The 24,515-nt window shown below is 67.8% G+C and carries 24 protein-coding genes and 1 other RNA gene; 15 read left to right on the forward strand and 10 right to left on the reverse strand.

Annotation, left to right across the window (positions count from 1 at the left end):
• The first annotated feature begins 90 nt into the window (after window positions 1-90).
• From HMPREF3014_RS29755 to HMPREF3014_RS29765, 3 genes are read left to right on the forward strand one after another with little or no spacing between them, the layout of a single operon-like run.
• Entirely contained in the window at window positions 91-1,164 is a 1,074-nt protein-coding gene (locus HMPREF3014_RS29755) for an HlyD family secretion protein (protein WP_003099200.1), read from the forward strand.
• A complete protein-coding gene (rbbA, locus tag HMPREF3014_RS29760) occupies window positions 1,161-3,911 on the forward strand; it encodes a ribosome-associated ATPase/putative transporter RbbA (RefSeq protein ID WP_016254026.1) in 2,751 nt (916 codons plus the stop codon). The genes HMPREF3014_RS29755 and rbbA overlap by 4 nt, the downstream gene beginning before the upstream one ends.
• Window positions 3,912-3,914: 3 nt before the next feature.
• Window positions 3,915-5,039 carry an ABC transporter permease gene (locus tag HMPREF3014_RS29765; RefSeq protein WP_003099197.1) on the forward strand — a complete coding sequence of 375 codons (1,125 nt, stop codon included), beginning with the start codon at window positions 3,915-3,917 and terminating at the stop codon, window positions 5,037-5,039.
• Window positions 5,040-5,048: 9 nt separating this feature from the next.
• Here HMPREF3014_RS29765 and HMPREF3014_RS29770 read toward each other — a convergent pair whose 3' ends face one another.
• Window positions 5,049-5,507 carry an EVE domain-containing protein gene (locus HMPREF3014_RS29770; protein WP_003099195.1) on the reverse strand — a complete coding sequence of 153 codons (459 nt, stop codon included), beginning with the start codon at window positions 5,505-5,507 and terminating at the stop codon, window positions 5,049-5,051.
• 184 nt (window positions 5,508-5,691) lie between these two features.
• Here HMPREF3014_RS29770 and HMPREF3014_RS35265 point away from each other — a divergent pair, with 184 nt between their 5' ends.
• Window positions 5,692-5,823, forward strand: coding sequence for a hypothetical protein (locus HMPREF3014_RS35265; protein ID WP_003096323.1), 132 nt, complete (start codon window positions 5,692-5,694; stop codon window positions 5,821-5,823).
• Window positions 5,824-5,873: 50 nt separating this feature from the next.
• Here HMPREF3014_RS35265 and HMPREF3014_RS29775 read toward each other — a convergent pair whose 3' ends face one another.
• From HMPREF3014_RS29775 to HMPREF3014_RS29790, 4 genes are all read right to left on the reverse strand, one after another.
• Window positions 5,874-6,485: a 5-formyltetrahydrofolate cyclo-ligase gene (locus HMPREF3014_RS29775; protein WP_003096321.1), complete on the reverse strand. Its 612-nt coding sequence runs from the start codon at window positions 6,483-6,485 to the stop codon at window positions 5,874-5,876.
• A 9-nt stretch (window positions 6,486-6,494) separates the two neighbouring features.
• Window positions 6,495-6,673: non-coding RNA, 6S RNA (ssrS, locus tag HMPREF3014_RS29780), on the reverse strand.
• A gap of 33 nt (window positions 6,674-6,706) precedes the next feature.
• Window positions 6,707-7,021 (reverse strand): cell division protein ZapA, encoded by a 315-nt coding sequence (locus HMPREF3014_RS29785; protein ID WP_003096316.1) that lies wholly within the window; start codon window positions 7,019-7,021, stop codon window positions 6,707-6,709.
• Entirely contained in the window at window positions 7,018-7,227 is a 210-nt protein-coding gene (locus HMPREF3014_RS29790; RefSeq protein ID WP_003096314.1) for a TIGR02449 family protein, read from the reverse strand. Before HMPREF3014_RS29790 ends, HMPREF3014_RS29785 begins: the two co-directional genes overlap by 4 nt.
• A gap of 188 nt (window positions 7,228-7,415) precedes the next feature.
• On the opposite strand from HMPREF3014_RS29790, the gene HMPREF3014_RS29795 reads away from it, so the two are divergent.
• Genes HMPREF3014_RS29795 through HMPREF3014_RS29815 form a run of 5 tightly spaced genes read left to right on the forward strand, consistent with a single transcriptional unit; the run spans window position 7,416 to window position 12,239 of the window.
• Window positions 7,416-7,970, forward strand: coding sequence for a YecA/YgfB family protein (locus HMPREF3014_RS29795; RefSeq protein WP_003099193.1), 555 nt, complete (start codon window positions 7,416-7,418; stop codon window positions 7,968-7,970).
• A gap of 9 nt (window positions 7,971-7,979) precedes the next feature.
• Window positions 7,980-9,314, forward strand: coding sequence for a Xaa-Pro aminopeptidase (gene pepP, locus HMPREF3014_RS29800; protein WP_003096308.1), 1,335 nt, complete (start codon window positions 7,980-7,982; stop codon window positions 9,312-9,314).
• A gap of 7 nt (window positions 9,315-9,321) precedes the next feature.
• A complete protein-coding gene (gene ubiH, locus HMPREF3014_RS29805; protein WP_012614666.1) occupies window positions 9,322-10,506 on the forward strand; it encodes a 2-octaprenyl-6-methoxyphenyl hydroxylase in 1,185 nt (394 codons plus the stop codon).
• Between the two features lie 4 nt (window positions 10,507-10,510).
• Window positions 10,511-10,993, forward strand: coding sequence for a hotdog fold domain-containing protein (locus HMPREF3014_RS29810; protein WP_003099189.1), 483 nt, complete (start codon window positions 10,511-10,513; stop codon window positions 10,991-10,993).
• A gap of 28 nt (window positions 10,994-11,021) precedes the next feature.
• Window positions 11,022-12,239, forward strand: a complete 1,218-nt coding sequence (locus HMPREF3014_RS29815; protein WP_003120388.1) for a 2-octaprenyl-3-methyl-6-methoxy-1,4-benzoquinol hydroxylase — start codon at window positions 11,022-11,024, stop codon at window positions 12,237-12,239.
• Window positions 12,240-12,275: 36 nt separating this feature from the next.
• Here HMPREF3014_RS29815 and HMPREF3014_RS29820 read toward each other — a convergent pair whose 3' ends face one another.
• Complete coding sequence (locus HMPREF3014_RS29820) at window positions 12,276-13,097, reverse strand: hypothetical protein (protein WP_003118038.1); 822 nt, start codon at window positions 13,095-13,097, stop codon at window positions 12,276-12,278.
• A 38-nt stretch (window positions 13,098-13,135) separates the two neighbouring features.
• Entirely contained in the window at window positions 13,136-14,329 is a 1,194-nt protein-coding gene (locus HMPREF3014_RS29825; RefSeq protein WP_023087904.1) for an MFS transporter, read from the reverse strand.
• Between the two features lie 96 nt (window positions 14,330-14,425).
• On the opposite strand from HMPREF3014_RS29825, the gene HMPREF3014_RS29830 reads away from it, so the two are divergent.
• The 6 genes from HMPREF3014_RS29830 to gcvP all read left to right on the forward strand — a co-directional run bounded on the left by HMPREF3014_RS29830 (window position 14,426) and on the right by gcvP (window position 22,812).
• Complete coding sequence (locus tag HMPREF3014_RS29830) at window positions 14,426-15,340, forward strand: LysR family transcriptional regulator (protein WP_003161191.1); 915 nt, start codon at window positions 14,426-14,428, stop codon at window positions 15,338-15,340.
• A 67-nt stretch (window positions 15,341-15,407) separates the two neighbouring features.
• Window positions 15,408-16,406 carry an extracellular solute-binding protein gene (locus HMPREF3014_RS29835; RefSeq protein ID WP_003096289.1) on the forward strand — a complete coding sequence of 333 codons (999 nt, stop codon included), beginning with the start codon at window positions 15,408-15,410 and terminating at the stop codon, window positions 16,404-16,406.
• 67 nt (window positions 16,407-16,473) lie between these two features.
• A complete protein-coding gene (locus HMPREF3014_RS29840) occupies window positions 16,474-18,093 on the forward strand; it encodes an ABC transporter permease (protein WP_003099178.1) in 1,620 nt (539 codons plus the stop codon).
• Window positions 18,094-18,243: 150 nt separating this feature from the next.
• Entirely contained in the window at window positions 18,244-19,326 is a 1,083-nt protein-coding gene (gene gcvT / locus HMPREF3014_RS29845; RefSeq protein WP_003114049.1) for a glycine cleavage system aminomethyltransferase GcvT, read from the forward strand.
• A 46-nt stretch (window positions 19,327-19,372) separates the two neighbouring features.
• Window positions 19,373-19,762 carry a glycine cleavage system protein GcvH gene (gene gcvH / locus HMPREF3014_RS29850; protein ID WP_003107397.1) on the forward strand — a complete coding sequence of 130 codons (390 nt, stop codon included), beginning with the start codon at window positions 19,373-19,375 and terminating at the stop codon, window positions 19,760-19,762.
• Window positions 19,763-19,935: 173 nt separating this feature from the next.
• Entirely contained in the window at window positions 19,936-22,812 is a 2,877-nt protein-coding gene (gene gcvP / locus HMPREF3014_RS29855; RefSeq protein ID WP_023087903.1) for an aminomethyl-transferring glycine dehydrogenase, read from the forward strand.
• A gap of 34 nt (window positions 22,813-22,846) precedes the next feature.
• Here gcvP and HMPREF3014_RS29860 read toward each other — a convergent pair whose 3' ends face one another.
• The 3 genes from HMPREF3014_RS29860 to HMPREF3014_RS29870 all read right to left on the reverse strand — a co-directional run.
• Window positions 22,847-23,176, reverse strand: coding sequence for a DUF2388 domain-containing protein (locus tag HMPREF3014_RS29860; protein WP_003096280.1), 330 nt, complete (start codon window positions 23,174-23,176; stop codon window positions 22,847-22,849).
• Between the two features lie 131 nt (window positions 23,177-23,307).
• Window positions 23,308-23,760 carry an NfeD family protein gene (locus HMPREF3014_RS29865; protein ID WP_023087902.1) on the reverse strand — a complete coding sequence of 151 codons (453 nt, stop codon included), beginning with the start codon at window positions 23,758-23,760 and terminating at the stop codon, window positions 23,308-23,310.
• 221 nt (window positions 23,761-23,981) lie between these two features.
• Window positions 23,982-24,515: GspE/PulE family protein (locus tag HMPREF3014_RS29870; protein WP_049313671.1), on the reverse strand; the 534-nt coding region annotated here is incomplete at its 5' end.

The raw sequence follows: 24,515 nt of genomic DNA on the forward strand, positions 1-24,515 counted from the left end.
GGGACAATCGAGCCAGTGAAGTCCGCGGCGGCCGCGCTTTCCAGCGTGAGCGCCATCGCCGCGGCCTGGCCGGACGTGCGAGGAGAAGGGATGAAACAGGAAAGCAAACGGTGGCTGAGCCGTGCCTTGATCGTGGCGGCGCTGCTCGGCGTAGGCGTGCTGGTCTGGCAGGTATCGCGACCGACCGGCCTGGGCGAGGGATTCGCCAGCGGCAACGGACGCATCGAGGCCACCGAGGTGGACGTGGCGGCCAAGCTTCCCGGGCGGGTCGCCGAGATCAAGGTCGACGAGGGCGACTTCGTCAAGGCCGGCGAAATCGTCGCGCGGATGGATACCCAGGTGCTCGAGGCGCAGTTGGCCCAGGCCCAGGCCCAGGTGCGCCAGGCGGAGAACGCCAAGCTCACCGCGACCTCGCTGGTGGCCCAGCGCGAGAGCGAGAAGAGCACCGCACAGGCCGTGGTGGCGCAGCGCCAGGCCGAACTGACAGCGGCGCAGAAGCGCTTCACCCGTACCGAGGCGCTGGTCAAGCGCAATGCCCTGCCGCAACAGCAACTCGATGACGATCGGGCGACCCTGCAGAGCGCCCAGGCGGCGTTGTCCGCGGCACGCTCGCAAGTGATTTCGGCGCAGGCGGCGATCGAGGCCGGGCGTTCCCAGGTAATCGAGGCGCAGTCGGCCATCGAGGCGGCCAAGGCCAGCGTCGCCCGGCTCCAGGCGGATATCGACGACAGCCTGCTCAAGGCGCCGCGCAACGGCCGCGTGCAGTACCGCGTGGCACAGCCGGGGGAAGTGCTGCCGGCCGGTGGCAAGCTCCTCAACATGGTCGACCTGGCCGACGTCTACATGACTTTCTTCCTGCCATCCATGCAGGCCGGCAGGGTCGGACTGGGCCAGGAAGTGCGCTTGGTGATCGACGCGGTGCCGGACTACGTGATCCCGGCCAAGGTTTCCTATGTCGCCAGTGTCGCCCAGTTCACCCCGAAAACGGTGGAAACCGCCAACGAGCGGGAGAAGCTGATGTTCCGGGTCAAGGCGCGGCTCGATCCGGCGCTGCTGGAAAAATACATCACCTACGTCAAGACCGGCGTGCCCGGAATGGCCTACCTGCGACTGGACCCTGAGGTCGAGTGGCCGGCCAACCTGCAGATCAAGGTTCCGCAATGACCGCTGGCGGGAGCGGCGTGGCGAGCCTCCGGGGCGTTTCGCTGCGCTACGGCGAGACGCGTGCGGTTGACGACGTCAGCCTGGAGATCCCGGCCAACCGCATGGTCGGCCTGATCGGTCCGGACGGGGTCGGCAAGTCCAGCCTGCTGGCGCTGCTGGCCGGCGCACGGAAGATGCAGGATGGCGAGATCCGCGTGCTCGATGGCGACATGCGCGACCGCCGCCACCGCCGGGCGGTCTGCCCGCGCATCGCCTACATGCCCCAGGGGCTGGGCAAGAACCTCTACCCGACGCTCTCGGTGTTCGAGAACGTCGACTTCTTCGGTCGGCTGTTCGGCCACGACAAGGCCGAGCGCGAGCGGCGCATCGCCGACCTGCTGCAGAGCACCGGGCTGGCGCCGTTCGCCGAGCGTCCTGCGGGCAAGCTGTCCGGCGGCATGAAGCAGAAGCTCGGGCTGTGCTGCGCGCTGATCCACGATCCCGACCTGCTGATCCTCGACGAGCCGACCACCGGCGTCGACCCGCTGTCGCGCAACCAGTTCTGGGAGCTGATCGGCCGTATCCGCGCGGGCCGCGAAGGCATGAGCGTGCTGGTCGCCACCGCCTACATGGAGGAAGCCGAGCGCTTCGACTGGCTGGTGGCGATGGACGACGGAAAGGTCCTGGCCACCGGTACGCCGCAGGAGTTGCGCGAGCGTACCGGGACGCAGAGCCTCGAGTCGGCGTTCATCGCCCTGCTGCCGGAAAGCAAGCGCGCCGGCCACCATCGATTGGTGATCCCGCCGCGACCGCAGAGCGAAGGCGCGCCGCGGATCGCCATCGAGGCCGAGGGCCTGACCTGTCGTTTCGGCGACTTCGTCGCGGTCGATCACGTCAGCTTCCGTATCGAGCGTGGGGAAATCTTCGGCTTTCTCGGCTCCAACGGCTGCGGCAAGTCCACCACCATGAAGATGCTCACCGGCCTGCTGCCGGCCAGCGAAGGCACGTGCGCGCTGTTCGGCCAGCCGGTGGACGCCAGCGACATGGCGACCCGTCGCCGGGTCGGCTACATGTCCCAGGCCTTTTCCCTGTATGCCGAGCTGAGCGTGCGGCAGAACCTGGTGTTGCACGCCCGGCTGTTCCACCTGCCGGCGGATGGCATCCCGGCACGGGTCGGCGAAATGCTCCGGCGCTTCGACCTGGAGAAGGTGGCCGACGAGCTGCCCAACGACCTGCCGCTGGGCATTCGCCAGCGTCTGTCGCTGGCGGTGGCGGTGATCCACAAGCCGGAAATCCTGATCCTCGACGAGCCCACTTCGGGGGTCGACCCGGTGGCTCGCGACGGCTTCTGGGAGCTGATGGTCGAGCTGTCGCGCCGCGACGGGGTGACCATCTTCATTTCCACCCACTTCATGAACGAGGCTCAGCGCTGCGATCGCATCTCGCTGATGCATGCCGGCAAGGTACTGGCCAGCGATACTCCCGATGAGCTGGTGCGCCAGCGTGGTCTGCCGACCCTGGAAGCGACCTTCATCGCTTACCTGGAGGAAGCCGCGGGTGCCGCCGCGCCAGCGCAACCGGCCGAGGCGCCGGCCGTCGCGGAGCAGCCCGGCGATGGCCAGGAGCGCCAGGCGCAACGCGAACGCTTCAGCCCCCTGCGGCTGTTCAGCTATGCGCGCCGCGAAGCCATGGAGCTGCGCCGCGACCCGATCCGCCTGACCCTGGCCCTGCTCGGCACCGCGCTGCTGATGTTCATCATCGGCTATGGCATCAACATGGACGTCGAGGACCTCTCCTGGGCGGTCCTCGACCGTGACCAGACCACCACCAGCCAGGCCTACGCGCTGAACATCGCCGGCTCGCGCTATTTCGTCGAACATGCGCCGATCACCGACCCGGACGACCTCGACCGGCGCCTGCGCAGCGGCGAGCTGAGCCTGGCGGTGGAGATTCCGCCGAACTTCGGGCGCGATCTCAAGCGTGGCTCCGATCCGGCCATCGGCGTGTGGATCGACGGAGCGATGCCGACCCGTGCCAACACCGTGCTCGGCTACGTGCAGGGTCTGCACACCAGCTACCTGGCGGACCTCTCGCGGCAGGCGGGTGGGGCCGAGGTCAGCGCGGCGGCCAGCACCGAGGTGCGCTATCGCTACAACCCCGACGTGGAAAGCCTGAAGGCGATGGTGCCGGCGGTGATCCCGCTGCTGCTGATCATGATCCCGGCCATGCTCACCGCCCTCGGCGTGGTGCGCGAAAAGGAACTGGGTTCGATCACCAACCTCTATGTCACCCCGGTGACGCGCCTGGAGTTCCTGGTCGGCAAGCAGCTGCCCTACGTCGCCATGGGCATGATCAACTTCCTGCTGATGCTGGTCCTGGCCATCGTGGTATTTCGCGTGCCGCTCAAGGGCAGCTTCCTGGCGTTGACCATCGGCGCTTTCCTCTATGTGGTCACCAGCACTGGCCTAGGGCTGTTCCTCTCGACGTTCATGCGCAGCCAGATCGCCGCTGTATTCGGCGTGGCGATCGCCACCATGATCCCGGCGATCCAGTTCTCCGGGCTGATCCACCCGGTGTCCTCGCTGGAAGGTGCGGCGGCCTGGATCGGCAAGCTCTATCCGACCTCGCATTTCCTGGTGGTCAGCCGCGGCGCCTTTTCCAAATCGCTGGGCCTGTCCGATCTCTGGGCCTACTACCTGCCGCTTGCCGCTTCCATCGTGGTGCTGACCCTGCTCAGCGTGGCCTGCCTGAAGAAGCAGGAGGACTGAGCGATGCGCAGCCTGGCCAACATCTTCAACCTGGGCATCAAGGAGTTCCGCAGTCTCGGCCGCGACTACGCGATGCTGGCACTGATCGTCTGGGCCTTCACCCTGGGCGTCTACAGTTCCGCCACCGGTATTCCGGAAACCTTGCATCACGCGCCGATCGCGGTGGTCGACGAGGATCGCTCGCAGCTCTCGTCGCGTATCGTCAATGCCTTCCAGCCCCCATACTTCCGGCCGCCGGAAATGATCGGGCATGCCGAGATGGATCGCGGCATGGACGTCGGCCTGTATACCTTCACCCTCGATATCCCGCCGGACTTCCAGCGCGACGTGCTCGCCGGGCGCAAGCCCTCGATCCAGGTCAACGTCGACGCGACCCAGACCGGGCAGGCCTTCTCCGGCGCGGGCTACATCCAGAACATCGTCGCCACCGAGGTGCGCGAATTCGTCAGCCGCTACCGCGCGGAGCCGAGCATGCCGGCGCAGATCGAGGTGCGCATGGAATTCAACCCGAACCTGACCCAGGCCTGGTTCGGCGGGGTGATGGAAGTGATCAACCAGATCACCATGCTGTCGATCATCCTCACCGGCGCCGCGCTGATCCGCGAGCGCGAGCACGGCACCGTCGAGCACCTGCTGGTGATGCCGCTGTCGGCCTTCGAGATCATGATGGCCAAGGTCTGGTCGATGGGGCTGGTGGTGCTGGTGGCGGCGGGGCTCTCGTTGCAGTGGGTGGTGCGTGGCTGGCTGGACGTGCCGATCAGCGGCTCGGTGGGACTGTTCCTGCTCGGCGCCGGATTGCATCTGTTCGCCACCACCTCCATGGGCATATTCCTCGGCACGGTGGCGCGTTCGATGCCGCAGCTCGGACTGTTGACCATCCTCGTGCTGCTGCCGCTGAACATCCTTTCGGGCGGCACCACGCCACGGGAAAGCATGCCGGAACTGGTGCAGAACATCATGCTGGCGGCGCCGACCACGCATTTCGTCAGCCTGGCCCAGGCGATCCTGTTCCGCGGCGCCGGTTTCGACATCGTCTGGCCGCAGTTCGCCGGTATCGTGGTGATCGGTTCGGCGTTCTTCTTCGGCGCGCTCTGGCGTTTCCGCCGGACCATCTCGCAGATGGCCTGAGCGATGGCTTCAGCGTTTCGCCAGCGGCAGGATCGCCTGCCATTCCTCGGCGCTGACCGGCATTACCGAGAGGCGGCTGCCCTTCTGCACCAGGGCGAGGTTGGCCAGGGCGTCCTGGGCCTTCAGCCGGGCCAGTGGAACGACCTCGGCGAAGGCTTCGACGAAGCTGACGTCGCGGGCGCTCCAGGGGTTCTTCCCGGCGCTGGCCTTGGGGTCGTGGTAGGGGCTGGCGGGATCCAGGGCCGTGGGATCGGGGTAGGCTTCGCCTTCGATGCGGGCGATACCGGCGATGCCGGGCTGCGGGCAACTGGAGTGGTAGAAGAAGAACAGGTCGCCGGAGTTCATGCTGCGGATGAAGTTGCGCGCCTGATAGTTGCGCACGCCATCCCAGCGGGCGGTTCCGAGGCGTTGCAGGTCGCGGATCGAGAGTTCGTCCGGCTCGGATTTCATCAGCCAGTAGGCAGGCATGAACTTTGCTCCTCTTTCGTAGATGTACGTAGGAAACGTCTGCGCGTGACCACCGGTCGCCGGTGTAATTGCGTATGACTTCAGCTTATCGGAAAATGCCGTTTTTCAGCGGGGCAGGGTGCTCAGGCGATAAGATAATCGCAAGGACCGGCCTCGAAAATTGCCTGGAAGGGGGAGGCAATCGATGAAGCGCAAGCCAGACTTGCTGTGGGTTTTGGTCATCATCTTCGGACTTGGGGTCGTCACCACCGGTTATACCCAGAGCCTCTGGGAACGACAGGCCAGTACGCCCGCCCAGGTGACGCAACAGCCGTAAGACTCGCCGGGTATCGCATGGAACGCGGTACCCAGGGTTCTCCCTCCTTCCTAGCGTTTCCCTGCCACGTACCAGCCCGCATCGGTCACCGTTCCCGCCAGGGGAATGTCCCAGCTGGCCAGCGCCAGTCGATCCACCTTCTGACATTCATGGGCCAGGCCGATCAACGTCGGTTTGTGACCATTTTTGCGCCTCGCCAGGTAGGCCAGGCTGCGGTCGTAGAAGCCGCCGCCCATGCCCAGGCGCCCGCCCTGTTCGTCGAACCCCACCAGCGGCAGCAGTACCAGGTCCAGCGCCCAGGCCTTGCGCTGGCGGCCGGCGTCGGCCAGCGGTTCGCTGATGCGGAAGCGGTTGCGGGTCCAGCGTTCGCCGCTGCCGACCCGCTGGAATACCATGCGCGTCCGCGGCCAGGGCGCCAGCACCGGCAGGTAGGTGGCCTTGCCGCGCTTCTGCGCCGCACGCAGCAGCGGACGCGGGTCGATCTCGCCGTCGTTGGGCAGGTACAGGGCGATATGGCGGGCACGGCGGAAAAGGGGATGCTGCGCCAGTTGTCGATAGAGGGCGCGGGCGGCGAGGCGTTGCTGCAGGGGGGAGAGCGCGCGGCGCGCCTGGCGGAGCTTGCGGCGCAGGGCCGGGCGGCTGAGGTCTTGCGATTCGATCATGTGGAAAGGTAGCTCCCCGGTCGTGCCGCTGTCGGGTTAGCCCTTGAACCCGAAAGTTCAAGGTGGCGGTTGCAGTAGACCTTAAGGCTTTCCGTCGTGCGGACATGCACACCGGTCCAACTGGCAACCTCCGTTGTTGCAGTTATCGGCTCAGGGACATCACCGACTGGCCAACACACCAGGGAGCGGAGGCCAGTATACCCGAATTGGCCGTGCCCGGGTCAGGCTTCGCCGGCATCGGCCGGATTCGCCAGGGCGCGGTCGACGCGATCGAGCAGTTCGCGCACGCGCTCGCGGGTCGAACTGCTTTCCTGGTCCAGGCGCTCCTTGCGGTGCAGCAGGTCGTGGGTGATGTTGAGGGCGGCCATCACGGCAACCCGGTCGGCGCCGATGACTTTGCCGCTGGAGCGGATCTCGCGCATCTTGCCGTCCAGGTAACGGGCGGCGCTTTCCAGGTTGGCGCGCTCGTCGTCCGGGCAATTGATGCAGTATTCCTTGTCGAGAATCTGCACGGTGAGGGTATTCGACTGGCTCATGTGTCCTGCTCCAAGGCTTTCAGACGCAAAATCATCGCTTCGACCTTGTGTCTCGCCATTTCGTTCTTTTCGATCAGATGAGCGCGCTCTTCGCGCCAGGACTTTTCGTTCGCCCGCAGCAGCCGGTTCTCCGCCTTGAGCTGTTCCAGCTTCTGGAGCAGCTGGTCGAACTTGGCCGTCAACAATTGCAGATCGGCGTCTTCCATGGGCTCTCGCTTGGGAATTGGGGTGATTGGACAACTATATAGGATCGTCCCCGGTCGGGGCCAATGCCCCGGCCGGGCCGGCGCGCCGGCAACCGGTCGCATGGTCTTGCCGGGGCGGGCGGTGCTAGGATAACCACCTTCATTTCACGTGTAGCGCCCCAATGGCGCCCAGCCGTCAGGGTCCCGAGATGTCCACTCAGAATTCCGCCTACAGCGCCTTTTCCTCCCTTCTCGCCGAGGCGGCCATGCCGGTCTCGCCGGCCGAACTGCACGGCCATCTGCTGGGTCGGGTCTGCGCCGGCGCCGGCTTCGACGAGGCCGCCTGGCAACACGCTGCCGCCGAACTGCTCGGCGGCGCGCCGGGCGAACGACTCAAGGCCGCGTTGTCCGGCCTGCTCGGCATGGTCCGGCAGGACTTTTCCGCCGGCGAGGTCGCCGTCGTCATGCTCCTGCCCGACGACGAAACCCCGCTCGCCCAGCGCACCGAGGCGCTCGGCCAATGGTGCCAGGGTTTCCTCGCCGGTTTCGGCCTCACCGCCCGCGAAGGCAGCCTGACCGGCGAAGCCGAGGAAGTGCTGCAGGACATGGCCGCCATCGCCCAGGTCCAGGGCCAGCTGGAAGACAGCGAGGACGGCGAGACGGACTATATGGAAGTCATGGAATACCTGCGGGTCGCTCCGCTGCTGCTGTTCGCCGAGTGCGGCAAGCCGCTGGAGCCCGCTCCCAAGCCTTCACTGCACTGAGGTTTCTGCATGATCCGTATCCCCAAGTCGGAGTACGCCCGTCGGCGCAAGGCGCTGATGGCGCAGATGGAACCCAACAGCATCGCCATCCTGCCGGCGGCGCCGATGTACATCCGCAATCGCGACGTCGAGCATGTCTACCGCCAGGACAGCGACTTCCAGTACCTCACCGGCTTCCCCGAGCCGGAGGCGGTGATGGCGCTGATTCCCGGCCGTGCCCACGGCGAATACGTGCTGTTCTGCCGCGAGCGGGATCCGGAGCGTGAACTGTGGGACGGCCTGCGCGCCGGCCAGGACGGTGCGATCGGCCAGTACGGCGCCGACGACGCCTTTCCCATCGGCGATATCGACGACATCCTGCCCGGCCTGATCGAAGGCCGCGACCGGGTCTACTACGCCCTTGGCGCCAATCCCGACTTCGACCGCCGGCTGATGGACTGGATCAACGTGATCCGCTCCAAGGCCCGCCAGGGCGCGCAGCCGCCGAACGAGTTCGTTGCCCTCGACCACCTGCTGCACGACCAGCGGCTGTACAAGAGCGCCAACGAAGTGAAGGTCATGCGCTACGCCGCCGAGGTCTCCGCCCGGGCGCACATCCGGGCGATGGAGGTGTGCCGGCCGGGGCTGTTCGAGTACCACCTGGAAGCCGAACTGGAATACGAGTTCCGCAAGGGCGGGGCGAAGATGCCGGCCTACGGTTCGATCGTCGCCGCCGGACGCAACGCCTGCATCCTGCACTACCGCGAGAACGATGCGGCGATCAAGGACGGCGACCTGATCCTGATCGATGCCGGCTGCGAGATCGACTGCTACGCCAGCGACATCACCCGTACCTTCCCCGCCAATGGCCGCTTCAGTCCCGAGCAGAAGGCGATCTACGAACTGGTGCTGGAAGCCAACATGGCGGCGTTCGACTACATCGCCCCCGGTCGCCACTGGAACGAGGCCCATGAGGCCACCGTACGGGTCATCACCGCCGGGCTGGTGCGCCTGGGCCTGCTGGAGGGCGACGTCGACGAGCTGATCGCCCACGAGGCCTACAAGGCTTTCTACATGCACCGCGCCGGCCACTGGCTGGGGATGGACGTGCACGACGTCGGCGAGTACCGCGTCGGCGGCGAATGGCGGGTGCTCGAACCGGGCATGGCGATGACCGTCGAGCCGGGCATCTACATCGCCCCGGACAATACCTCGGTGGCGAAGAAGTGGCGCGGTATCGGCGTACGCATCGAGGACGACGTGGTGGTCACCCGCAATGGCTGCGAAGTGCTGACCAACGGCGTGCCGAAGACCGTCGCCGAGATCGAGGCGCTGATGGCCGCGGCCAAGAGCGAGGCAGCCTGAGGTGACGATGAGCAAGGTCAACCTGGCGATCATCGGCGGGGGCCTGGTCGGCGCCTCGCTGGCGCTGGCCCTGCAGGCCGGCGCTCGGGAGCGCGGCTGGTCGATCGTGCTGATCGAACCCTTCGCCCCCGGCAACGCCTACCAGCCCAGCTACGACGCCCGCTCTTCGGCGCTGTCCTACGGCAGCCGGCAGATCTACGAGCGACTCGGCCTGTGGCCGGCGATCGCCGAGCGGGCCGAGCCGATCCTGCATATCCATGTTTCCGACCGCGGCCGCTTCGGCGCCACCCGCCTGACCGCCATCGAGGAAGGCGTGCCGGCGCTGGGCTACGTGGTGGAGAACGCCTGGCTCGGCCAGTGCCTGTGGAAGGCGCTCGACCCCGAGGTGGTGCGCTGGCACTGCCCGGCCGAAGTGAAGACCCTGGAAGCCCGGGAGGGCGGTTACCGGCTTACCCTCGACGACGAGACGCAACTCGATTGCGAGCTGGCGATCCTCGCCGATGGCGGTCGTTCCGGGCTGCGCGAACAACTTGGCATCGCCGTGGAGCAGACGCCGTACCGGCAGACTGCGCTGATCGCCAACGTATCGCCCTCCGAGGCGCACCTCGGGCAGGCCTTCGAGCGCTTCACCCCCAGCGGTCCGATGGCCCTCCTGCCGTTGCCGGATAACCGTTGCGCGCTGATCTGGACCCGCCCAGGCAAGGACGCCGAACGCCTGCGTGGCCTCGATGACGCGGCCTTCCTCGGCGAGCTGCAGGCTGCCTTCGGCTACCGCCTCGGCGCCTTCCGCCAGGTCGGCGCACGGCACTGCTACCCCTTGCACCTGGTCGAGGCCTGCGAGCAGGTGCGTCCGCACCTGGTGGTGCTGGGCAACGCTGCGCACAGTCTGCACCCCATCGCCGGCCAGGGCTTCAACCTGTCGTTGCGCGACACCCTGGCGCTGGTCGACGCCCTGCTCCACGACGACGCGCCGCTGGGCGAGTTCGCCGTGCTGCAGCGCTACCTCGATGGGCAGCGCCTGGACCAGCAGATGACCGTCGGCTTCTCCGACCGGGTGACCCGGCTGTTCTCCAACGACCGCGCGCTGCTCGGCGCCGGGCGCAACCTCGGCCTGCTCGGGCTCGACCTGCTGCCGCCGGCCAAGCGCTGGTTCGCCCGCCAGGCCATGGGCCTCGGCGCGCGGCCGCTGTAGCGCCATGCCGGTCTGGTCGAGGGCGCGCAAGGCCCGCCTGCTGCGCTTCGCCATGAATCTCTACCCGCCCTTCCTGGGGGCGGGCATCCGTGTGCGGCACATCGCTGGCGATTTCCGCGAGGTTCGGGTGCGCATGGGCCTGAACCGGCTCAATCGCAACTATGTAGGCACCCAGTTCGGCGGCAGCCTCTACGCGATGACCGACCCGTTCTTCATGCTGATGCTGATGGAGAACCTGGGCCGCGACTACGTGGTCTGGGACAAGGCGGCCAACATCGAGTTCGTCAGCCCGGGCAAGGGCCCGGTGCATGCGCATTTCAGCATCGACCAGAAGCTGCTCGACGAGGTCCGCGAGCGGACCGCCGGCGGCGAGAAGTACCTGCCCCGGCTGCACGCCGAAGTGCGCGACGACGCCGGCACCCTGGTGGCGCGGGTTCAGAAAACCCTGTACGTGCGGCTCAAGCCGCGCCTGCGGAACGCGGCCTGAAGAGGGCCCACGAGTGGAGAACGAGGATATGCACGCGGATCTGGTCATCGTCGGCGCCGGCATGGTCGGTAGCGCCCTGGCCCTGGCCCTGGAGGGCAGCGGCCTGGAGGTGCTGCTGGTGGACGGCGGCTCGCTCGACGTGGCGCCGTTCAAGCCGGAGGCGCCCTACGAGCCGCGGGTCAGCGCGCTGTCCGAAGCCAGCCGGCGGATTCTCCAGCGCCTGCATGCCTGGGACGGCATCGTCGCGCGCCGCGCCGAGCCCTATCGCGAGATGCAGGTGTGGGATGGCTCCGGCACCGGGCGGATCGGCTTCAGCGCCGCCAGCGTGCACGCCGAGGTACTCGGCCATATCGTCGAGAACCGGGTGGTGCAGGACGCCCTGCTGGAACGCCTGCACGATTCCACCACCGGCCTGCTGGCCAATGCGCGCCTGGAACAGATGCGCCACTCCGGCGACGACTGGCTGCTGACCCTGGCCGACGGTCGCCAGCTGCGTGCGCCGCTGGTGGTCGCCGCCGACGGCGCCAACTCGGCGGTACGCCGCCTGGCCGGCTGCGCCACCCGCGAATGGGATTACCTGCACCACGCCATCGTCACCAGCGTGCGCTGCGAGAACGCGCACCGCGCAACCGCCTGGCAGCGCTTCACCGACGACGGTCCGCTGGCCTTCCTGCCCCTGCCGGACCGCGGCGACGAGCACTGGTGCTCGATCGTCTGGTCGACCACCCCGGAACAGGCAGAACGCCTGATGGCGTTGGACGAGGATGGCTTCCGCGCCGCCCTCGGCGAAGCCTTCGAACAGCGCCTGGGCGCCATCCTGCATGCCGACCGGCGCCTGTGCATCCCGCTGCGCCAGCGGCACGCCAAGCGTTACGTCGAGCCGGGCCTGGCGCTGGTCGGCGACGCTGCGCACACCATCCACCCGCTGGCCGGACAGGGCGTGAACCTGGGCTTCCTCGATGCGGCGGTGCTGTCCGAGGTCCTGTTGCACGCCCTGGAGCGCGGCGAACGGCTTGCCGACGAACGCGTGCTGAGTCGCTTCGAGCGGCGGCGGATGCCGCACAACCTGGGCATGATGACGGCGATGGAAGGCTTCGAGCGCCTGTTCCAGGCCGACCGGTTGCCGCTGCGCTGGCTGCGCAACGCCGGCCTGCGCCTGGTCGACGGCCATCACGAGGCGAAGGCGCTGTTCGTCCGCCAGGCGCTTGGCCTCAGCGGCGACCTGCCGTCGCTGGCACGAGTCTGAGCGGGGCGGCCCCCCTGACGGGAGGGCCGCCAGTCCTCAGAACAGCGCCGCGCAGTCACGCATGACCTGCGCCTTGTTGCGCAGGTAGAGCCCGAACAGGTTGCGCGCGGCTTCTTCGTTCACCTCGATTTCCATCGCCTCGACGAAGGCGTTCACCGCCGCCGTGGCGTGGGCGAAGTGATTGCTCTCGGTGCCGCCGGTGTGCACCGTTACCCAGGCCACGGTGGCGCGGGCGCGTTCGGCGGGTACGCCCATGTCGCGGCTGAACCATTCCTTGTACAGCGGGTGGATGTACTCCACCTCGCCGTGGGTATAGACCTCGTGTACCAGCGTGGTCAGCAGTCCCTGCATCAGGTCGCGCTCGCGCAGGCGCTGGCGGTCGGTCCAGTCCTTGAACGCCTGCGCCGAAGGCAGGCAGTTCTCGCGCAGCAGCCAGCGGTCGTCGCCGCAAAGGGTGGTGGCCATGGTGTAGAAAAGATCGGCATGCACGGTGTTGCCGAGGGCGCCGAGGTCTTCGTCGGTGATCCGTTGCAGGCTGCCGCAGGCTCGATAGAGCTGGTCTGCCGCTGCCGAACCCTGTTCCGAACGGGCCAGCAGGGTCAGGCGATTGGCCAGTCCGGAAACGCTGGCCGCCGAGTTGTTGGTCTTCGACCAACTGGCGAAGAACTTGCGCAGCGGCTCGACCGCCTGGCGCCGGGCGGTGACCCGGGCGAAGGCGTCCTCGATGTCCAGCAACGACGCCGTCTCGTCCCAGAAGGCCCGGAACAGTGCGTGGCGCAGGGTTCCGGCGGGCATGTCGTTGAGGACCGGCTCGATGACGCCGAGCAGCTTGCTGTGGGGGGTGATGACATGGTTCATGGCTAACCTCCTGTCGGTTCTTGTTGTTCTTGCGATGGTTACGGTCTTCCTTGCGACGCGCGCAGGGCCGCGCGTTCGGCCTGTGGTGCGGACCAGCCGTAGCGGGTCAGAAGCAACGGCAGCAACTGGGCCAGGAGGATCAGGCCCAGGCAGCCCGGCCAGCCCCAGCGCTCCCAGAATGGCGCCGGCAGTACCGCGCCGAGGCTGCCGCCGGCGTAGTAGCAGGTCAGGTAGAGGCCGACGGCACCGGCCTTGTCGGTCCCGGCATTGCTGGCGGTGAAGGCGTTGACCGTGGACTGTGCGAGGAACACGCCGGTGGCGCTGAGGGCCAGGCCGACGAGAATCGTCGGCAGGCCCGGCGCCAGGGTCAGCAGCGAGCCGCACACGCCCAGCAGCGATGCGCCCAGCAGCAACTGGCGGTGCGGGCGGGTGCGGGCCAGGCGGCCGCTGGCGGGAATCACCAGCAGGGCGAGGAGGAACACCGCGTAGATCGAGCCGAGCTGAGCGGTGTCCAGGCTGTACGGCGTACGGCTGAGATGGATGCCGATATAGGTGAACATGGCGACCTGGGAAAAGAGGACACAGAACCCCACCGCGTAGGACGACAGCAGCGGAGCCCGGAACAGTTCACGGGATACTAAGGGGCGTTTCCCCGGTGCGGGCGCGTGCCTGCCAGAATTGGCAGGGAGCAGCGCACGGATGGCGACAGCGATGAGCAGGGTCAGCCCGGCGAGGATCCGGAAGGCGACGCGCCAATCCCACTCCTCGGTCAGCAGGCCGGTGAGGAAGCGTCCGGCGAAGCCGCCGAGGATGGTCCCGGCGACATAGAGGCTGGTCAGCTCGATGACCGCGCCGCCGCTCCAGCGCTCGCCGATGTAGGCCACGCTGCTGGCGAACAGCAGGGGAATCAGCATCCCTTCGGCGAAGCGCCAGAGCAGGAAGGCGGCGAAGCTGCCGGCATGGGCGGCCAGCAGCATGGGCACGCAGAGCAGGCTGGCGGCGAAGGCGATCACCCGGCTGCGCTCGCGGCCGCCGCTGAGTCGGCCGACGAAGGGCGCGGCGAGAGCCACCGCCAGGGTGGTGGCGGTGATGCTCCAGTTCGATTGATGGGCGCTGATGTGGAAGCTCGCCGCCAGTTCGTCGAAGATGCCCTGGGTGGTATAGAGATTGAGGAACGCAGCGCAACCGCAGAGAAACAGCGCGAGGCGGGGGAAACCCTGGGACGAATTCATGGAACGCTCTGCCTGGACGAGAAACCCCCTGTTATAGGGGCGCTCCCGACGGGCTGGCCAATACCGATTCAGGACCGATCGATACCGAGGAACCGCATGCTCGACCTACGCCGCCTGCGCTGCTTCGCAGCCGTTGCCGAAACCCTGCATTTCGGCCGCGCCGCCCAGCGCCTGCACATGGCGCAGCCGCCCTTGACCCGGCAGATATCCGCGCTGGAGGAAGAGCTGGGCTTTCGCCTGTTCGACCGCTCCAGCCGGGCGGTGACCCTCACCGCCGAGGGCAGCCTGTTCCTGCCTTACGCACGCGCCCTGCTGGACCAACTGGAGCGCACCGCCGGCTTCGCCCGCAAGCTGGCGCAGGGGCTGGCCGGCCACCTGACCCTCGGCTACGCCAGCTCCATCGCCCTGTCGGACCTGTTCACCGAGGCGATCCGACTGTTCCGCGAGCGCTATCCGGAGGTGCAACTGGAGCTGCTCGAAGGCGCTTCGGCGGCGCAATGGGCGCAGATCGCTGAAGGCGGCATCGATGTGGGGCTGGGGCGCCTGCCGCCGCCGGAAGGCCAGGTCGGCATCGAGGTGCTGGCCCTGGGCGGCGAGCCGCTGGTGGTGGCCGTGCCCAACGGCGATCCGCTGGCGCGGCAAGAGCGGATCGACCTGTACGATCTGCGTGATCGGCCGCTGATCCTGTTTCCACTGGACTACGGCTCCGGCCTCAACGAACTGATCGAGCGCCTCTACCGGAAGGCCGGGCTGGCGCTGACGAGGGGACCGGCCGGACGCCAGATCACCTCGATCATCGCCCTGGTCGCGGCCGGCCAGGGCGTTGCCCTGGTGCCGCGTTGCAGCACCGCGCTGGCCCGGGCCGGAGTCGTCTATCGCCCGCTGGCCGAGCCCGAGGCGCTGGCCGATTTCCTCGTCTTCACCCGCCGCCATGGCCGCAGCGCCGCGGTGGAGGCGTTCCTCGCCATCCTCGGTGGCTTGGACGCAGGCGAAACACCCCGACACATTTAGTCGCGCGGGTTCGCAAGCGAGATTTCTTATCATTCGTGCCTACGTTCCGCTGACGAGGCTGTTCTTCATGCAGGCAAGCAAAGCTCTACTCGCCGCCCTGGCCCTGGGCATCACCGGCCTGGCCCAGGCCGCCGACGAAGTGGTGGTGTATTCCTCGCGCATCGACGAGCTGATCAAGCCGGTGTTCGATGCCTACACCAGCAAGACCGGCGTGAAGGTCAAGTTCATCACCGACAAGGAAGCGCCGCTGATGGCGCGGATCAAGGCCGAAGGCGCTAACACCCCGGCCGACCTGCTGCTCACCGTGGACGCCGGCAACCTCTGGCAGGCCGAGCAGATGGGCCTGCTGCAACCGTTCAAGTCGGCCACCATCGAACGGAACATTCCCTCGCAGTATCGTTCCAGCACCGATAGCTGGACCGGACTGTCGCTGCGCGCGCGGACCATCGTCTACTCCACCGAGCGGGTCAAGCCGGAAGAGCTGAGCACCTACGAAGCCCTGGCCGACAAGCAATGGGAAGGCCGCCTGTGCCTGCGCACGGCGAAGAAGGTCTACAACCAGTCGCTGACCGGGACCCTGATCGAGACCCACGGGGCGCAGAAGACCGAGGAAATCCTCCAGGGCTGGGTGAACAACCTGGCCACCGACGTATTCGCCGACGACAACGCGGTGATCCAGGCGGTGGACGCCGGCCAGTGCGACGTCGGCATCGTCAATACCTACTACTACGGGCGCCTGCACAAGCAGAACCCGAACCTGCGGGTCAAGCTGTTCTGGCCGAACCAGGCCGACCGCGGCGTCCACGTCAACCTGTCGGGCATCGGCCTGACTCGCCACGCGCCGCATCCCGAGGCAGCCAAGGCGCTGGTGGAATGGATGACCGGGCCCGACGCCCAGGCGCTGTTCGCCGGGATCAACCAGGAATTCCCGGCCAACCCGCAGGTCGCGCCGTCAGCCGAAGTCGCCAGCTGGGGCAGCTTCAAGGCCGACAGCATCCCGGTGGAAGTTGCCGGCAAGCGCCAGGCCGAGGCGATTCGCCTGATGGACCGCGCCGGCTGGAACTGACCGCCGGTTATACTCGGCGCCCCGGCTCGTCCGAGCGGGGCGTCGTTCGTTCCGCACCGAGGATTTCGTGGCCCATCCCGCTCCCCGCCGCTGGTACCCCATCACCTTCACCGTTGCCGCGCTGGTGCTGCTGCCGCTCAGCGTGCTGCTGCTGAGCTGGCTGGAGATCGACCGGGAAATCTGGAGCCACCTGTGGGATACCCAGTTGCCGCGCCTGCTCGGCAACACCCTGACCCTGGTGCTCGGCGTCGGCATCGGCGTGACTCTACTCGGGGTCAGCCTGGCCTGGCTCACCAGCCTCTGCGAATTCCCCGGGCGGCGCTGGCTGGACTGGGCGCTGATGTTGCCGTTCGCGATCCCGGCCTACGTCCTGGCGTTCGTCTTCGTCGGCCTGCTGGATTTCGCCGGACCGGTGCAGAGCCTGCTGCGCGAGTGGTTCGGCAGCGGCCTGCGGTTGCCGCGCGTACGCTCCACCGGCGGGGTGATCCTGGTCCTGGTGCTGGTGTTCTATCCCTATGTCTACCTGCTCGCGCGCAGCGCCTTCATCGCCCAGGGCAAGGGCCTGATGGAAGCCGCGCGGGTTCTCGGCCTGTCGCCCTGGCAGGCGTTCCTGCGGGTCGCCCTGCCGATGGCGCGGCCGGCGATCGGCGCCGGCCTGGCGCTGGCGGTGATGGAAACCCTGGCCGACTTCGGCGCGGTATCGGTGTTCAACTTCGACACCTTCACCACCGCCATCTACAAGACCTGGTACGGCTTCTACAGCCTCTCCAGCGCCGCCCAGCTGGCCAGCCTATTGTTGCTCGGGGTATGCCTGGTGCTGCTCGGCGAGCGCCACACGCGAGGCCGAGCCAAGGCCGCCAGCGAGCGTCCGCGCGGCGCGCCGCTGTATCGCCTGCGCGGCGCCAGGGCGCTGGCGGCGAGCGCCTGGTGCGGGCTGGTGTTCCTCTGCGCCTTCGTGATTCCCGTGGCGCAACTGGTTGTCTGGTTCTGGCGCCAGGGCCGTTTCGACCTCGACGAGCGCTACTGGGACCTGATCGGCCATACCCTGACGCTGGGCGGCATCGCCGCGCTGGCGACGGTCGCCGTGGCCCTGCTGCTGGCCTTCGCCGTGCGCCTGGCGCCGACCCGCGCTATCCGCGGCGCGGTGGGCCTGGGCAACCTCGGTTATGCGCTGCCGGGCTCGGTCCTGGCGGTTTCGATCATGCTGGCCTTCAGCTGGCTGGACAATCACTGGGTGATCCCGCTTTCCAGCGCCCTCGGCGGCGCCGGCAAGCCGCTGCTGCTGGGCAGTCTGTTCGCCCTGCTGCTGGCCTACCTGATCCGTTTCATGGCGGTGGCCTACGGGCCGCTGGAAAGCGGGCTGGCGCGGATCCGCCCGTCGCTGCCGGAAGCTTCGCGCAGCCTCGGCGTGGGCGGCCCGCTGCTGTTCCTGCGGGTCTACCTGCCGCTGTTGCTGCCGGCCTCGCTGAGCGCCGCGCTGCTGGTCTTCGTCGACGTGCTCAAGGAGATGCCGGCGACCCTGCTGATGCGTCCCTTCGGTTGGGACACCCTGGCCGTACGGATCTTCGAGATGACCAGCGAGGGCGAATGGGCGCGCGCCTCGCTGCCGGCCCTGACCCTGGTGCTGGTCGGCCTGCTACCGGTGGTCGGGTTGATTCGTCGTTCTGCCCATCATTCAGATCGCTGAGCCCAGTATCCATGCAGGTCGTAGGGTCTATGCACGGATCGCGGCACGCTTCCATGGTGTCCTGCTCCGGGGCTTGCGGCTACAATGCGCGCGATTTCGTGCCGGCGGTCCCTGCCGACGGCACCCGCTACGCCCGGAAGGAGAATACCCATGGGATTGCGCACCCCGCTTTACGAGCTGCACGTCGCGCTCGGCGCCAAGATGGTCGATTTCGGCGGTTGGGACATGCCGCTGCACTACGGTTCGCAGGTCGAGGAGCACCATCAGGTTCGGCGTGACTGCGGCGTCTTCGACGTGTCCCACATGACCGTGGTCGACGTCGCCGGCGAGCAGGCCACGGCCTATCTGCAGCATCTCCTGGCGAACGACGTGGCGCGTCTCGGCGAAACCGGCAAGGCGCTCTACAGCGCGATGCTCAACGAAGAGGGCGGGGTGGTCGACGACCTGATCGTCTACCTGACCGAGCACGGCTACCGGGTGGTGGTCAATGCTTCCACCCGCGACAAGGACATCGCCTGGATGCAGGCGCAGGCCGCCGGCTTCAAGGTCGACCTGCAGGAACGCGGCGACCTGGCGATGCTCGCCATCCAGGGCCCCAACGCCCGCGTGCACAGCTCCGAACTGGTGTCCCCGGCACGCGCCGCGCTGATACGCGAACTCAAGCCGTTCCAGGGCCGTGCCGAGGGCGACTGGTTCATCGCCCGCACCGGCTACACCGGCGAGGACGGCCTGGAAATCATGCTGCCGGCCGCCGAGGCGCCGGGTTTCCTCAACGAGCTGGTTGGCGCCGGGATCTCCCCGGCGGGCCTGGGTGCGCGCGATACGCTGCGCCTGGAGGCCGGGCTCAATCTCTACGGCCAGGACATGGACGAAAGCGTTTCCCCGCTTGCCGCCAACATGGGCTGGACCGTAGCCTGGGAGCCGGTTGCGCGGGACTTCGTCGGCCGCCGCGCGCTGGAAGCGCAGAAGGCCGCCGGCGACCAGCCGAAGCTGGTCGGCCTGGTTCTGGAGGAGCGCGGCGTGCTGCGCGCCCACCAGGTGGTGCGGGTAGCTGGCATTGGTGAGGGGGAGATCACCAGCGGCAGCTTTTCGCCTACCCTGAACAAGTCCATCGCGCTGGCCCGCGTGCCGGCCGCCACCGGCGACCGCGCCGAGGTGGAAATCCGCGGCAAGTGGTACCCGGTACGGGTGGTCCAGCCCAGTTTCGTGCGTCACGGCAAGCCCCTGATCTAACCTGGCAATGGCGACCGCCGTCGCCCCCGACTTCGAGGAAAACAAGATGAGCAATATTCCCGCCGAACTGCGTTACGCCCAGAGCCACGAATGGGCTCGCCTGGAAGCCGACGGCAGCGTTACCGTGGGCATTTCCGACCATGCCCAGGAAGCCCTTGGCGATGTGGTCTTCATCGAGCTGCCGGAGCTGGGCAAGACCCTCGCCGCCGGGCAGGAAGCGGGCGTGGTCGAGTCGGTGAAGGCCGCCTCCGACATCTATTCGCCGATCGGCGGCGAAGTCATCGCCATCAACGAAGCCCTGGCCGACACCCCGGAAGACGTCAACAACGACCCGTACGCGTCCTGGTTCTTCAAGCTCAAGCCGAGCAATCCGGCCGAGCTGGACAAGCTGCTCGACGCCGCTGGCTACCAGGCCGCCGTCGACGCGGAAGGCTGAGCCGCCGCGTAGTCGCGACAAAACCCGCTATCCTTGGACAAGGCCTCGATCATTCGAGGCTTTGTTCTTTTTGCAGCGGCGAAATGCGTTTTCGCCGTCGTTGCTTTCTCATTCGATATCCGTTCGGCGACGATCGCTGGCAGGGCGATGCCGCCCCCAACGAGACCGAAGCCATGTCGCAGACGCCGTCCCTCGCCCAGCTCCAGCCCGCCGATGCCTTCCTGCGCCGCCACCTCGGCCCCGATCCGGCGGAACAGCAGGCCATGCTGGACTTCCTCGGAGTTTCCACTCGCGCCGAACTGATCGTGCAGACGGTGCCGCCGGCGATCCGCCTCAACCGGCCGCTGGAACTGCCCGCCGCGCTCGACGAACAGGCCGCCCTGGCGCGCCTGCGCGGCTACGCCGGGCTCAACCAGCGCTGGACCAGCCTGATCGGCATGGGCTACTACGGCACAGTGACGCCGCCGGTGATCCTCCGCAACGTGCTGGAGAATCCCGGCTGGTACACCGCCTATACGCCCTACCAGCCGGAAATCGCCCAGGGCCGCCTGGAAGCGCTGCTGAATTTCCAGCAACTGACCATCGACCTCACCGGACTCGACCTGGCCAGCGCCTCGCTGCTCGACGAAGCCACCGCCGCCGCCGAGGCCATGGCCCTGGCCAGGCGGGTGGCAAAGGCCAGGAGCAACCGGTTCTTCGTCGATGCGCATTGCCATCCGCAGACCGTTTCGGTGTTGCGTACCCGCGCCGAGGCGTTCGGTTTCGAGCTGGTCGTCGACGAGCCGGACAATCTTGCCGCCCACGCGGTGTTCGGCGCCTTGCTGCAATACCCGGACAGTCGCGGCGAGATCCGCGACCTGCGCCCGCTTATCGAGGCGTTGCACGGCCAACAGGCGCTGGCTTGCGTCGCCAGCGACCTGCTCGCCCTGTTGTTGCTGACCCCGCCGGGGGAACTCGGTGCCGACGTGGTGCTCGGCAGCGCCCAGCGCTTTGGCGTACCGATGGGCTACGGCGGGCCGCACGCGGCGTTCTTCGCCACCCGCGAAGGGTACAAGCGGGCAATGCCGGGGCGGATCATCGGCGTTTCCCGCGACGCCCGCGGCAACCCGGCGTTGCGCATGGCCCTGCAAACCCGCGAGCAGCACATCCGTCGGGAAAAGGCCAACTCGAACATCTGCACCGCCCAGGTGCTGCTGGCCAACATTGCTTCGCTGTATGCCGTCTACCATGGGCCGCAGGAGCTGAAACGCATCGCCCAACGCGTCCAGCGCCTGACCGCGCTGCTGGCGGTGGGCCTGGAAAGCAAGGGACTGCGGCGGCTCAACCGGCACTTCTTCGACACCCTGACCTACGAGGTCGGCGAGCGTCAGGCGGCGATCCTCGAACGGGCGCGGGCGGCACGGGTCAACCTGCGCGTGGTCGACGACCGGCGGCTGGCCCTGAGCCTCGACGAAACCTGTGACGCGGCGACCCTGGCGACCCTGTTCGAGATCTTCCTCGGCGCCGGCCACGGGCTGGATGTCGCGCACCTGGATGGCGGGGCGGTGGCCGACGGCATCCCGGCGGTCCTGCAACGCACTTCGGCCTACCTGCAGCATCCGGTGTTCAACGCCCACCACAGCGAGACCGAGATGCTTCGCTACCTGCGCCAGCTGGAAGGCAAGGACCTGGCGCTGAACCAGGCGATGATCCCGCTCGGCTCCTGCACCATGAAGCTCAACGCCAGCAGCGAAATGATCCCCATCACCTGGCCGGAATTCGCCGAACTGCATCCGTTCGTGCCGCGCGAGCAGGCCGAGGGCTATCGCCGGATGATCGACGAACTGGAAGCCTGGCTGCGGGCGATCACCGGCTTCGACGCCATCTGCATGCAGCCGAACTCGGGAGCACAGGGCGAATATGCCGGGTTGCTGGCGATCCGCCGCTACCACCAGAGCCGCGGCGATAGCCAGCGCGACATCTGCCTGATCCCCGCATCGGCGCATGGCACCAACCCGGCCTCGGCGATCATGGCCAGCATGCGGGTGGTGATCGTCGAGTGCGATCCCTGCGGCAACGTCGACCTCGACGACCTGCGCCTCAAGGCGGCCGAGGCGGGCGACCGGCTGTCCTGCCTGATGATCACCTATCCCTCGACCCACGGCGTCTACGAAGAGGGGATAGGCGAGATCTGCGAAGTGGTCCACCGCCACGGCGGCCAGGTCTACATGGACGGCGCCAACCTCAACGCCCAGGTCGGCCTGGCGCGACCGGCGGACATCGGCGCGGACGTCTCGCACATGAACCTGCACAAGACCTTCTGCATCCCCCATGGTGGTGGCGGGCCGGGCATGGGGCCGATCGGGGTCAAGCGGCACCTGGCGCCGTTCGTCGCCAACCATCCGGTGATCCGCGTCGAAGGGCCGAACCCGCTGAACGACGCGGTCAGCGCGGCGCCCTGGGGCAGCGCCAGCATCCTGCCGATCAGTTGGATGTACATCGCCATGATGGGCCCGCAGCTGGCCGACGCCAGCGAGGTGGCGATCCTCTCCGCCAACTACCTGGCGAACCGCCTGGACAGGGCGTTCCCGGTGCTCTACCGCGGGCGCAACGAGCGCGTCGCCCACGAATGCATCCTCGACCTGCGACCGCTCAAGGCGCAGACCGGGATAACCGAGGAAGACGTGGCCAAGCGCCTGATGGACTACGGCTTCCACGCCCCGACCATGTCCTTCCCGGTGCCGGGCACGCTGATGGTGGAGCCGACCGAGAGCGAGTCGAAGGCGGAGCTGGATCGCTTCGTCGAGGCGATGCTGAGCATCAGGGCCGAGATCGGCAAGGTGGAGAGCGGCGCCTGGCCGGCGGAGGACAACCCGCTGAAACGGGCGCCGCATACCCTGGCCGACGTCACCGGGATCTGGCAGAGACCCTACGAGATCGCCGAGGCAGTGACCCCGAGCGAACATGCGCGGGCGTTCAAGTACTGGCCGGCGGTTAACCGGGTGGACAACGTCTACGGCGACCGCAACCTGTTCTGCGCCTACGTGCCGCTGGACGACTACCGCGAGTGACCTCGCCTCCGGGCGGAGGCGAGGTCGCCGGGGCCTACTGCTGGACGGCGGACTGCTCGCCGCCGGCGAGGATCGCGCTGGCCAGTTCCATGTCGCTGGCCTGCAGGTCCGGGTTGTCGTTGCGCAGCTTCTGCAGGGCGGCTTCCAGGTACGGCCCGCGGATCGCGCCGTCGCTGGCGATGTAGCTGCCGGCGTCGTCCTGCGCGGCGACGATCAGCTTGTGGTCGTGGCGGAAGGTCAGGTAGGTGGAGGCCGTGGTGGCACCCGAGGAAATGATGTTGCGCCAGAAGGTATCGGCCATGGCCGAGCCCAGCGGCAGGGCGGCGATGACCAGGGTGGCGGCGGCGAGTTTGACGGAACGCATGGGGGAACTCCTGATAGGGGGCTGCGTGTTACATCAGATCGCGTTTGCCGTCCCGGAGTTCCAGCGGGGATGACCGTCCGGTCGCTTTTTCCGCTGCCGTACAGCCCCCGCCGGCCGGGAGCTACAGCGATTCAGGGCGCGGCAGGCTCGACGTGCAGCAGGGCGCCGTCCTGGCCGGTGACCCGGACCAGGGCGCCGCGCGGCAGGTCGGGACCGCTGACCAGCCACGACGCGTCCTCGACGCGCAGCTCGCCGAGCCCGCCGACGATCGCCCGGTGCAAGGGAAAGGTGCGGCCGAACAGGTCGTCGCCGCGTCGCTGCAACCCTGGCGTTTCCTCGAAGCTACCGGCCTTGCGGCGACGGCGTCGATGCAAGGCAGCGACCAGCCCGGAGAGCAGGACGAACAGCCCTACCTGCCAAGGCCAGGCCAGTCCCGGCAGGAGCGCGCCGAGCGCACCGACACAAGCGGCGGTGAGGCCGACCCGCAGCAGATAGCCGCCGGCACCGAAGATTTCCAGGAGCAGGAGGACGGTACCGAAGGCCAGCCAGTCCCAGAAGTCCAGGCGTAGCAGCAGGATTTCCATCGGCCGGCCCTCAGCGCCGGCTCGGCGGCCGGCCGAGCCATATCGGGCCAGGGACGCCGCTCGCGGCTCGCCGCAGGTGCGGTGCGCCGCGGCTGGGGAGCGTCGGCGCGGGGACGGCGGGGGGAACGCTCGTCATCGTCTACATCCTTGTCTGTGGGCCTGGCAGGCCCGTCCGGCGTTGTGCCGTGCAACCGTCGGAACTCCGCCGACGGGATGTGCCGCTACTTCTGTTCGCTCTGCGGGGTCACCCGCAGTACTTCCTCCAGCGTACTGATACCTGCGGCGACCTTCTGCGCGCCGGACAGGCGCAGGCTGCGGGTGCCTTCCTTGTACGCCTGGCGGCGCAGGGCGACCAGGTCGGTGTCGGCGGTGATCAGTTCTTTCAGGCTATCGCTGAGCAGCATGATTTCATAGACGCCGGCGCGCCCGCGATAGCCGGTGTCGCGGCACTCCAGGCAACCCACGGCCTGGTGCGCGCCGCTGGGCGGCGGGGCGCTCCAGGGGCGGGTCAGTTCGTGCCAGTCGCTGTCCGCCAGTTGCATCGGCGCCTTGCAGTGCGGGCAGAGCGTGCGCACCAGGCGCTGGGCCATGACCCCTAGCACCGTGGCGCGGATCAGGTAGTAGGGTACGCCCAGTTCGAGCAGGCGGGTGATTGCCGTGGGGGAGTCGTTGGTGTGCAGGGTGGAGAGCACCAGGTGCCCGGTGAGCGCCGCCTGGATCGCCATCTCGGCGGTCTCCAGGTCGCGGATCTCGCC

Origin of the sequence: Pseudomonas sp. HMSC065H01, assembly GCF_001815235.1 — a bacterium.
GTDB lineage: Bacteria > Pseudomonadota > Gammaproteobacteria > Pseudomonadales > Pseudomonadaceae > Pseudomonas > Pseudomonas aeruginosa.

Excerpts from the sequence above, each read along its gene's own strand:
- HMPREF3014_RS29755 (WP_003099200.1), top strand. The coding sequence starts at position 91 with ATGAAACAGGAAAGCAAACGGTGGCTGAGCCGTGCCTTGATCGTGGCG.
- rbbA (WP_016254026.1), top strand. The coding sequence starts at position 1,161 with ATGACCGCTGGCGGGAGCGGCGTGGCGAGCCTCCGGGGCGTTTCGCTG.
- HMPREF3014_RS29765 (WP_003099197.1), top strand. The coding sequence starts at position 3,915 with ATGCGCAGCCTGGCCAACATCTTCAACCTGGGCATCAAGGAGTTCCGC.
- HMPREF3014_RS29770 (WP_003099195.1), bottom strand. The coding sequence starts at position 5,507 with ATGCCTGCCTACTGGCTGATGAAATCCGAGCCGGACGAACTCTCGATC.
- HMPREF3014_RS35265 (WP_003096323.1), top strand. The coding sequence starts at position 5,692 with ATGAAGCGCAAGCCAGACTTGCTGTGGGTTTTGGTCATCATCTTCGGA.
- HMPREF3014_RS29775 (WP_003096321.1), bottom strand. The coding sequence starts at position 6,485 with ATGATCGAATCGCAAGACCTCAGCCGCCCGGCCCTGCGCCGCAAGCTC.
- HMPREF3014_RS29785 (WP_003096316.1), bottom strand. The coding sequence starts at position 7,021 with ATGAGCCAGTCGAATACCCTCACCGTGCAGATTCTCGACAAGGAATAC.
- HMPREF3014_RS29790 (WP_003096314.1), bottom strand. The coding sequence starts at position 7,227 with ATGGAAGACGCCGATCTGCAATTGTTGACGGCCAAGTTCGACCAGCTG.
- HMPREF3014_RS29795 (WP_003099193.1), top strand. The coding sequence starts at position 7,416 with ATGTCCACTCAGAATTCCGCCTACAGCGCCTTTTCCTCCCTTCTCGCC.
- pepP (WP_003096308.1), top strand. The coding sequence starts at position 7,980 with ATGATCCGTATCCCCAAGTCGGAGTACGCCCGTCGGCGCAAGGCGCTG.
- ubiH (WP_012614666.1), top strand. The coding sequence starts at position 9,322 with ATGAGCAAGGTCAACCTGGCGATCATCGGCGGGGGCCTGGTCGGCGCC.
- HMPREF3014_RS29810 (WP_003099189.1), top strand. The coding sequence starts at position 10,511 with ATGCCGGTCTGGTCGAGGGCGCGCAAGGCCCGCCTGCTGCGCTTCGCC.
- HMPREF3014_RS29815 (WP_003120388.1), top strand. The coding sequence starts at position 11,022 with ATGCACGCGGATCTGGTCATCGTCGGCGCCGGCATGGTCGGTAGCGCC.
- HMPREF3014_RS29820 (WP_003118038.1), bottom strand. The coding sequence starts at position 13,097 with ATGAACCATGTCATCACCCCCCACAGCAAGCTGCTCGGCGTCATCGAG.
- HMPREF3014_RS29825 (WP_023087904.1), bottom strand. The coding sequence starts at position 14,329 with ATGAATTCGTCCCAGGGTTTCCCCCGCCTCGCGCTGTTTCTCTGCGGT.
- HMPREF3014_RS29830 (WP_003161191.1), top strand. The coding sequence starts at position 14,426 with ATGCTCGACCTACGCCGCCTGCGCTGCTTCGCAGCCGTTGCCGAAACC.
- HMPREF3014_RS29835 (WP_003096289.1), top strand. The coding sequence starts at position 15,408 with ATGCAGGCAAGCAAAGCTCTACTCGCCGCCCTGGCCCTGGGCATCACC.
- gcvT (WP_003114049.1), top strand. The coding sequence starts at position 18,244 with ATGGGATTGCGCACCCCGCTTTACGAGCTGCACGTCGCGCTCGGCGCC.
- gcvH (WP_003107397.1), top strand. The coding sequence starts at position 19,373 with ATGAGCAATATTCCCGCCGAACTGCGTTACGCCCAGAGCCACGAATGG.
- gcvP (WP_023087903.1), top strand. The coding sequence starts at position 19,936 with ATGTCGCAGACGCCGTCCCTCGCCCAGCTCCAGCCCGCCGATGCCTTC.
- HMPREF3014_RS29860 (WP_003096280.1), bottom strand. The coding sequence starts at position 23,176 with ATGCGTTCCGTCAAACTCGCCGCCGCCACCCTGGTCATCGCCGCCCTG.
- HMPREF3014_RS29865 (WP_023087902.1), bottom strand. The coding sequence starts at position 23,760 with ATGGAAATCCTGCTGCTACGCCTGGACTTCTGGGACTGGCTGGCCTTC.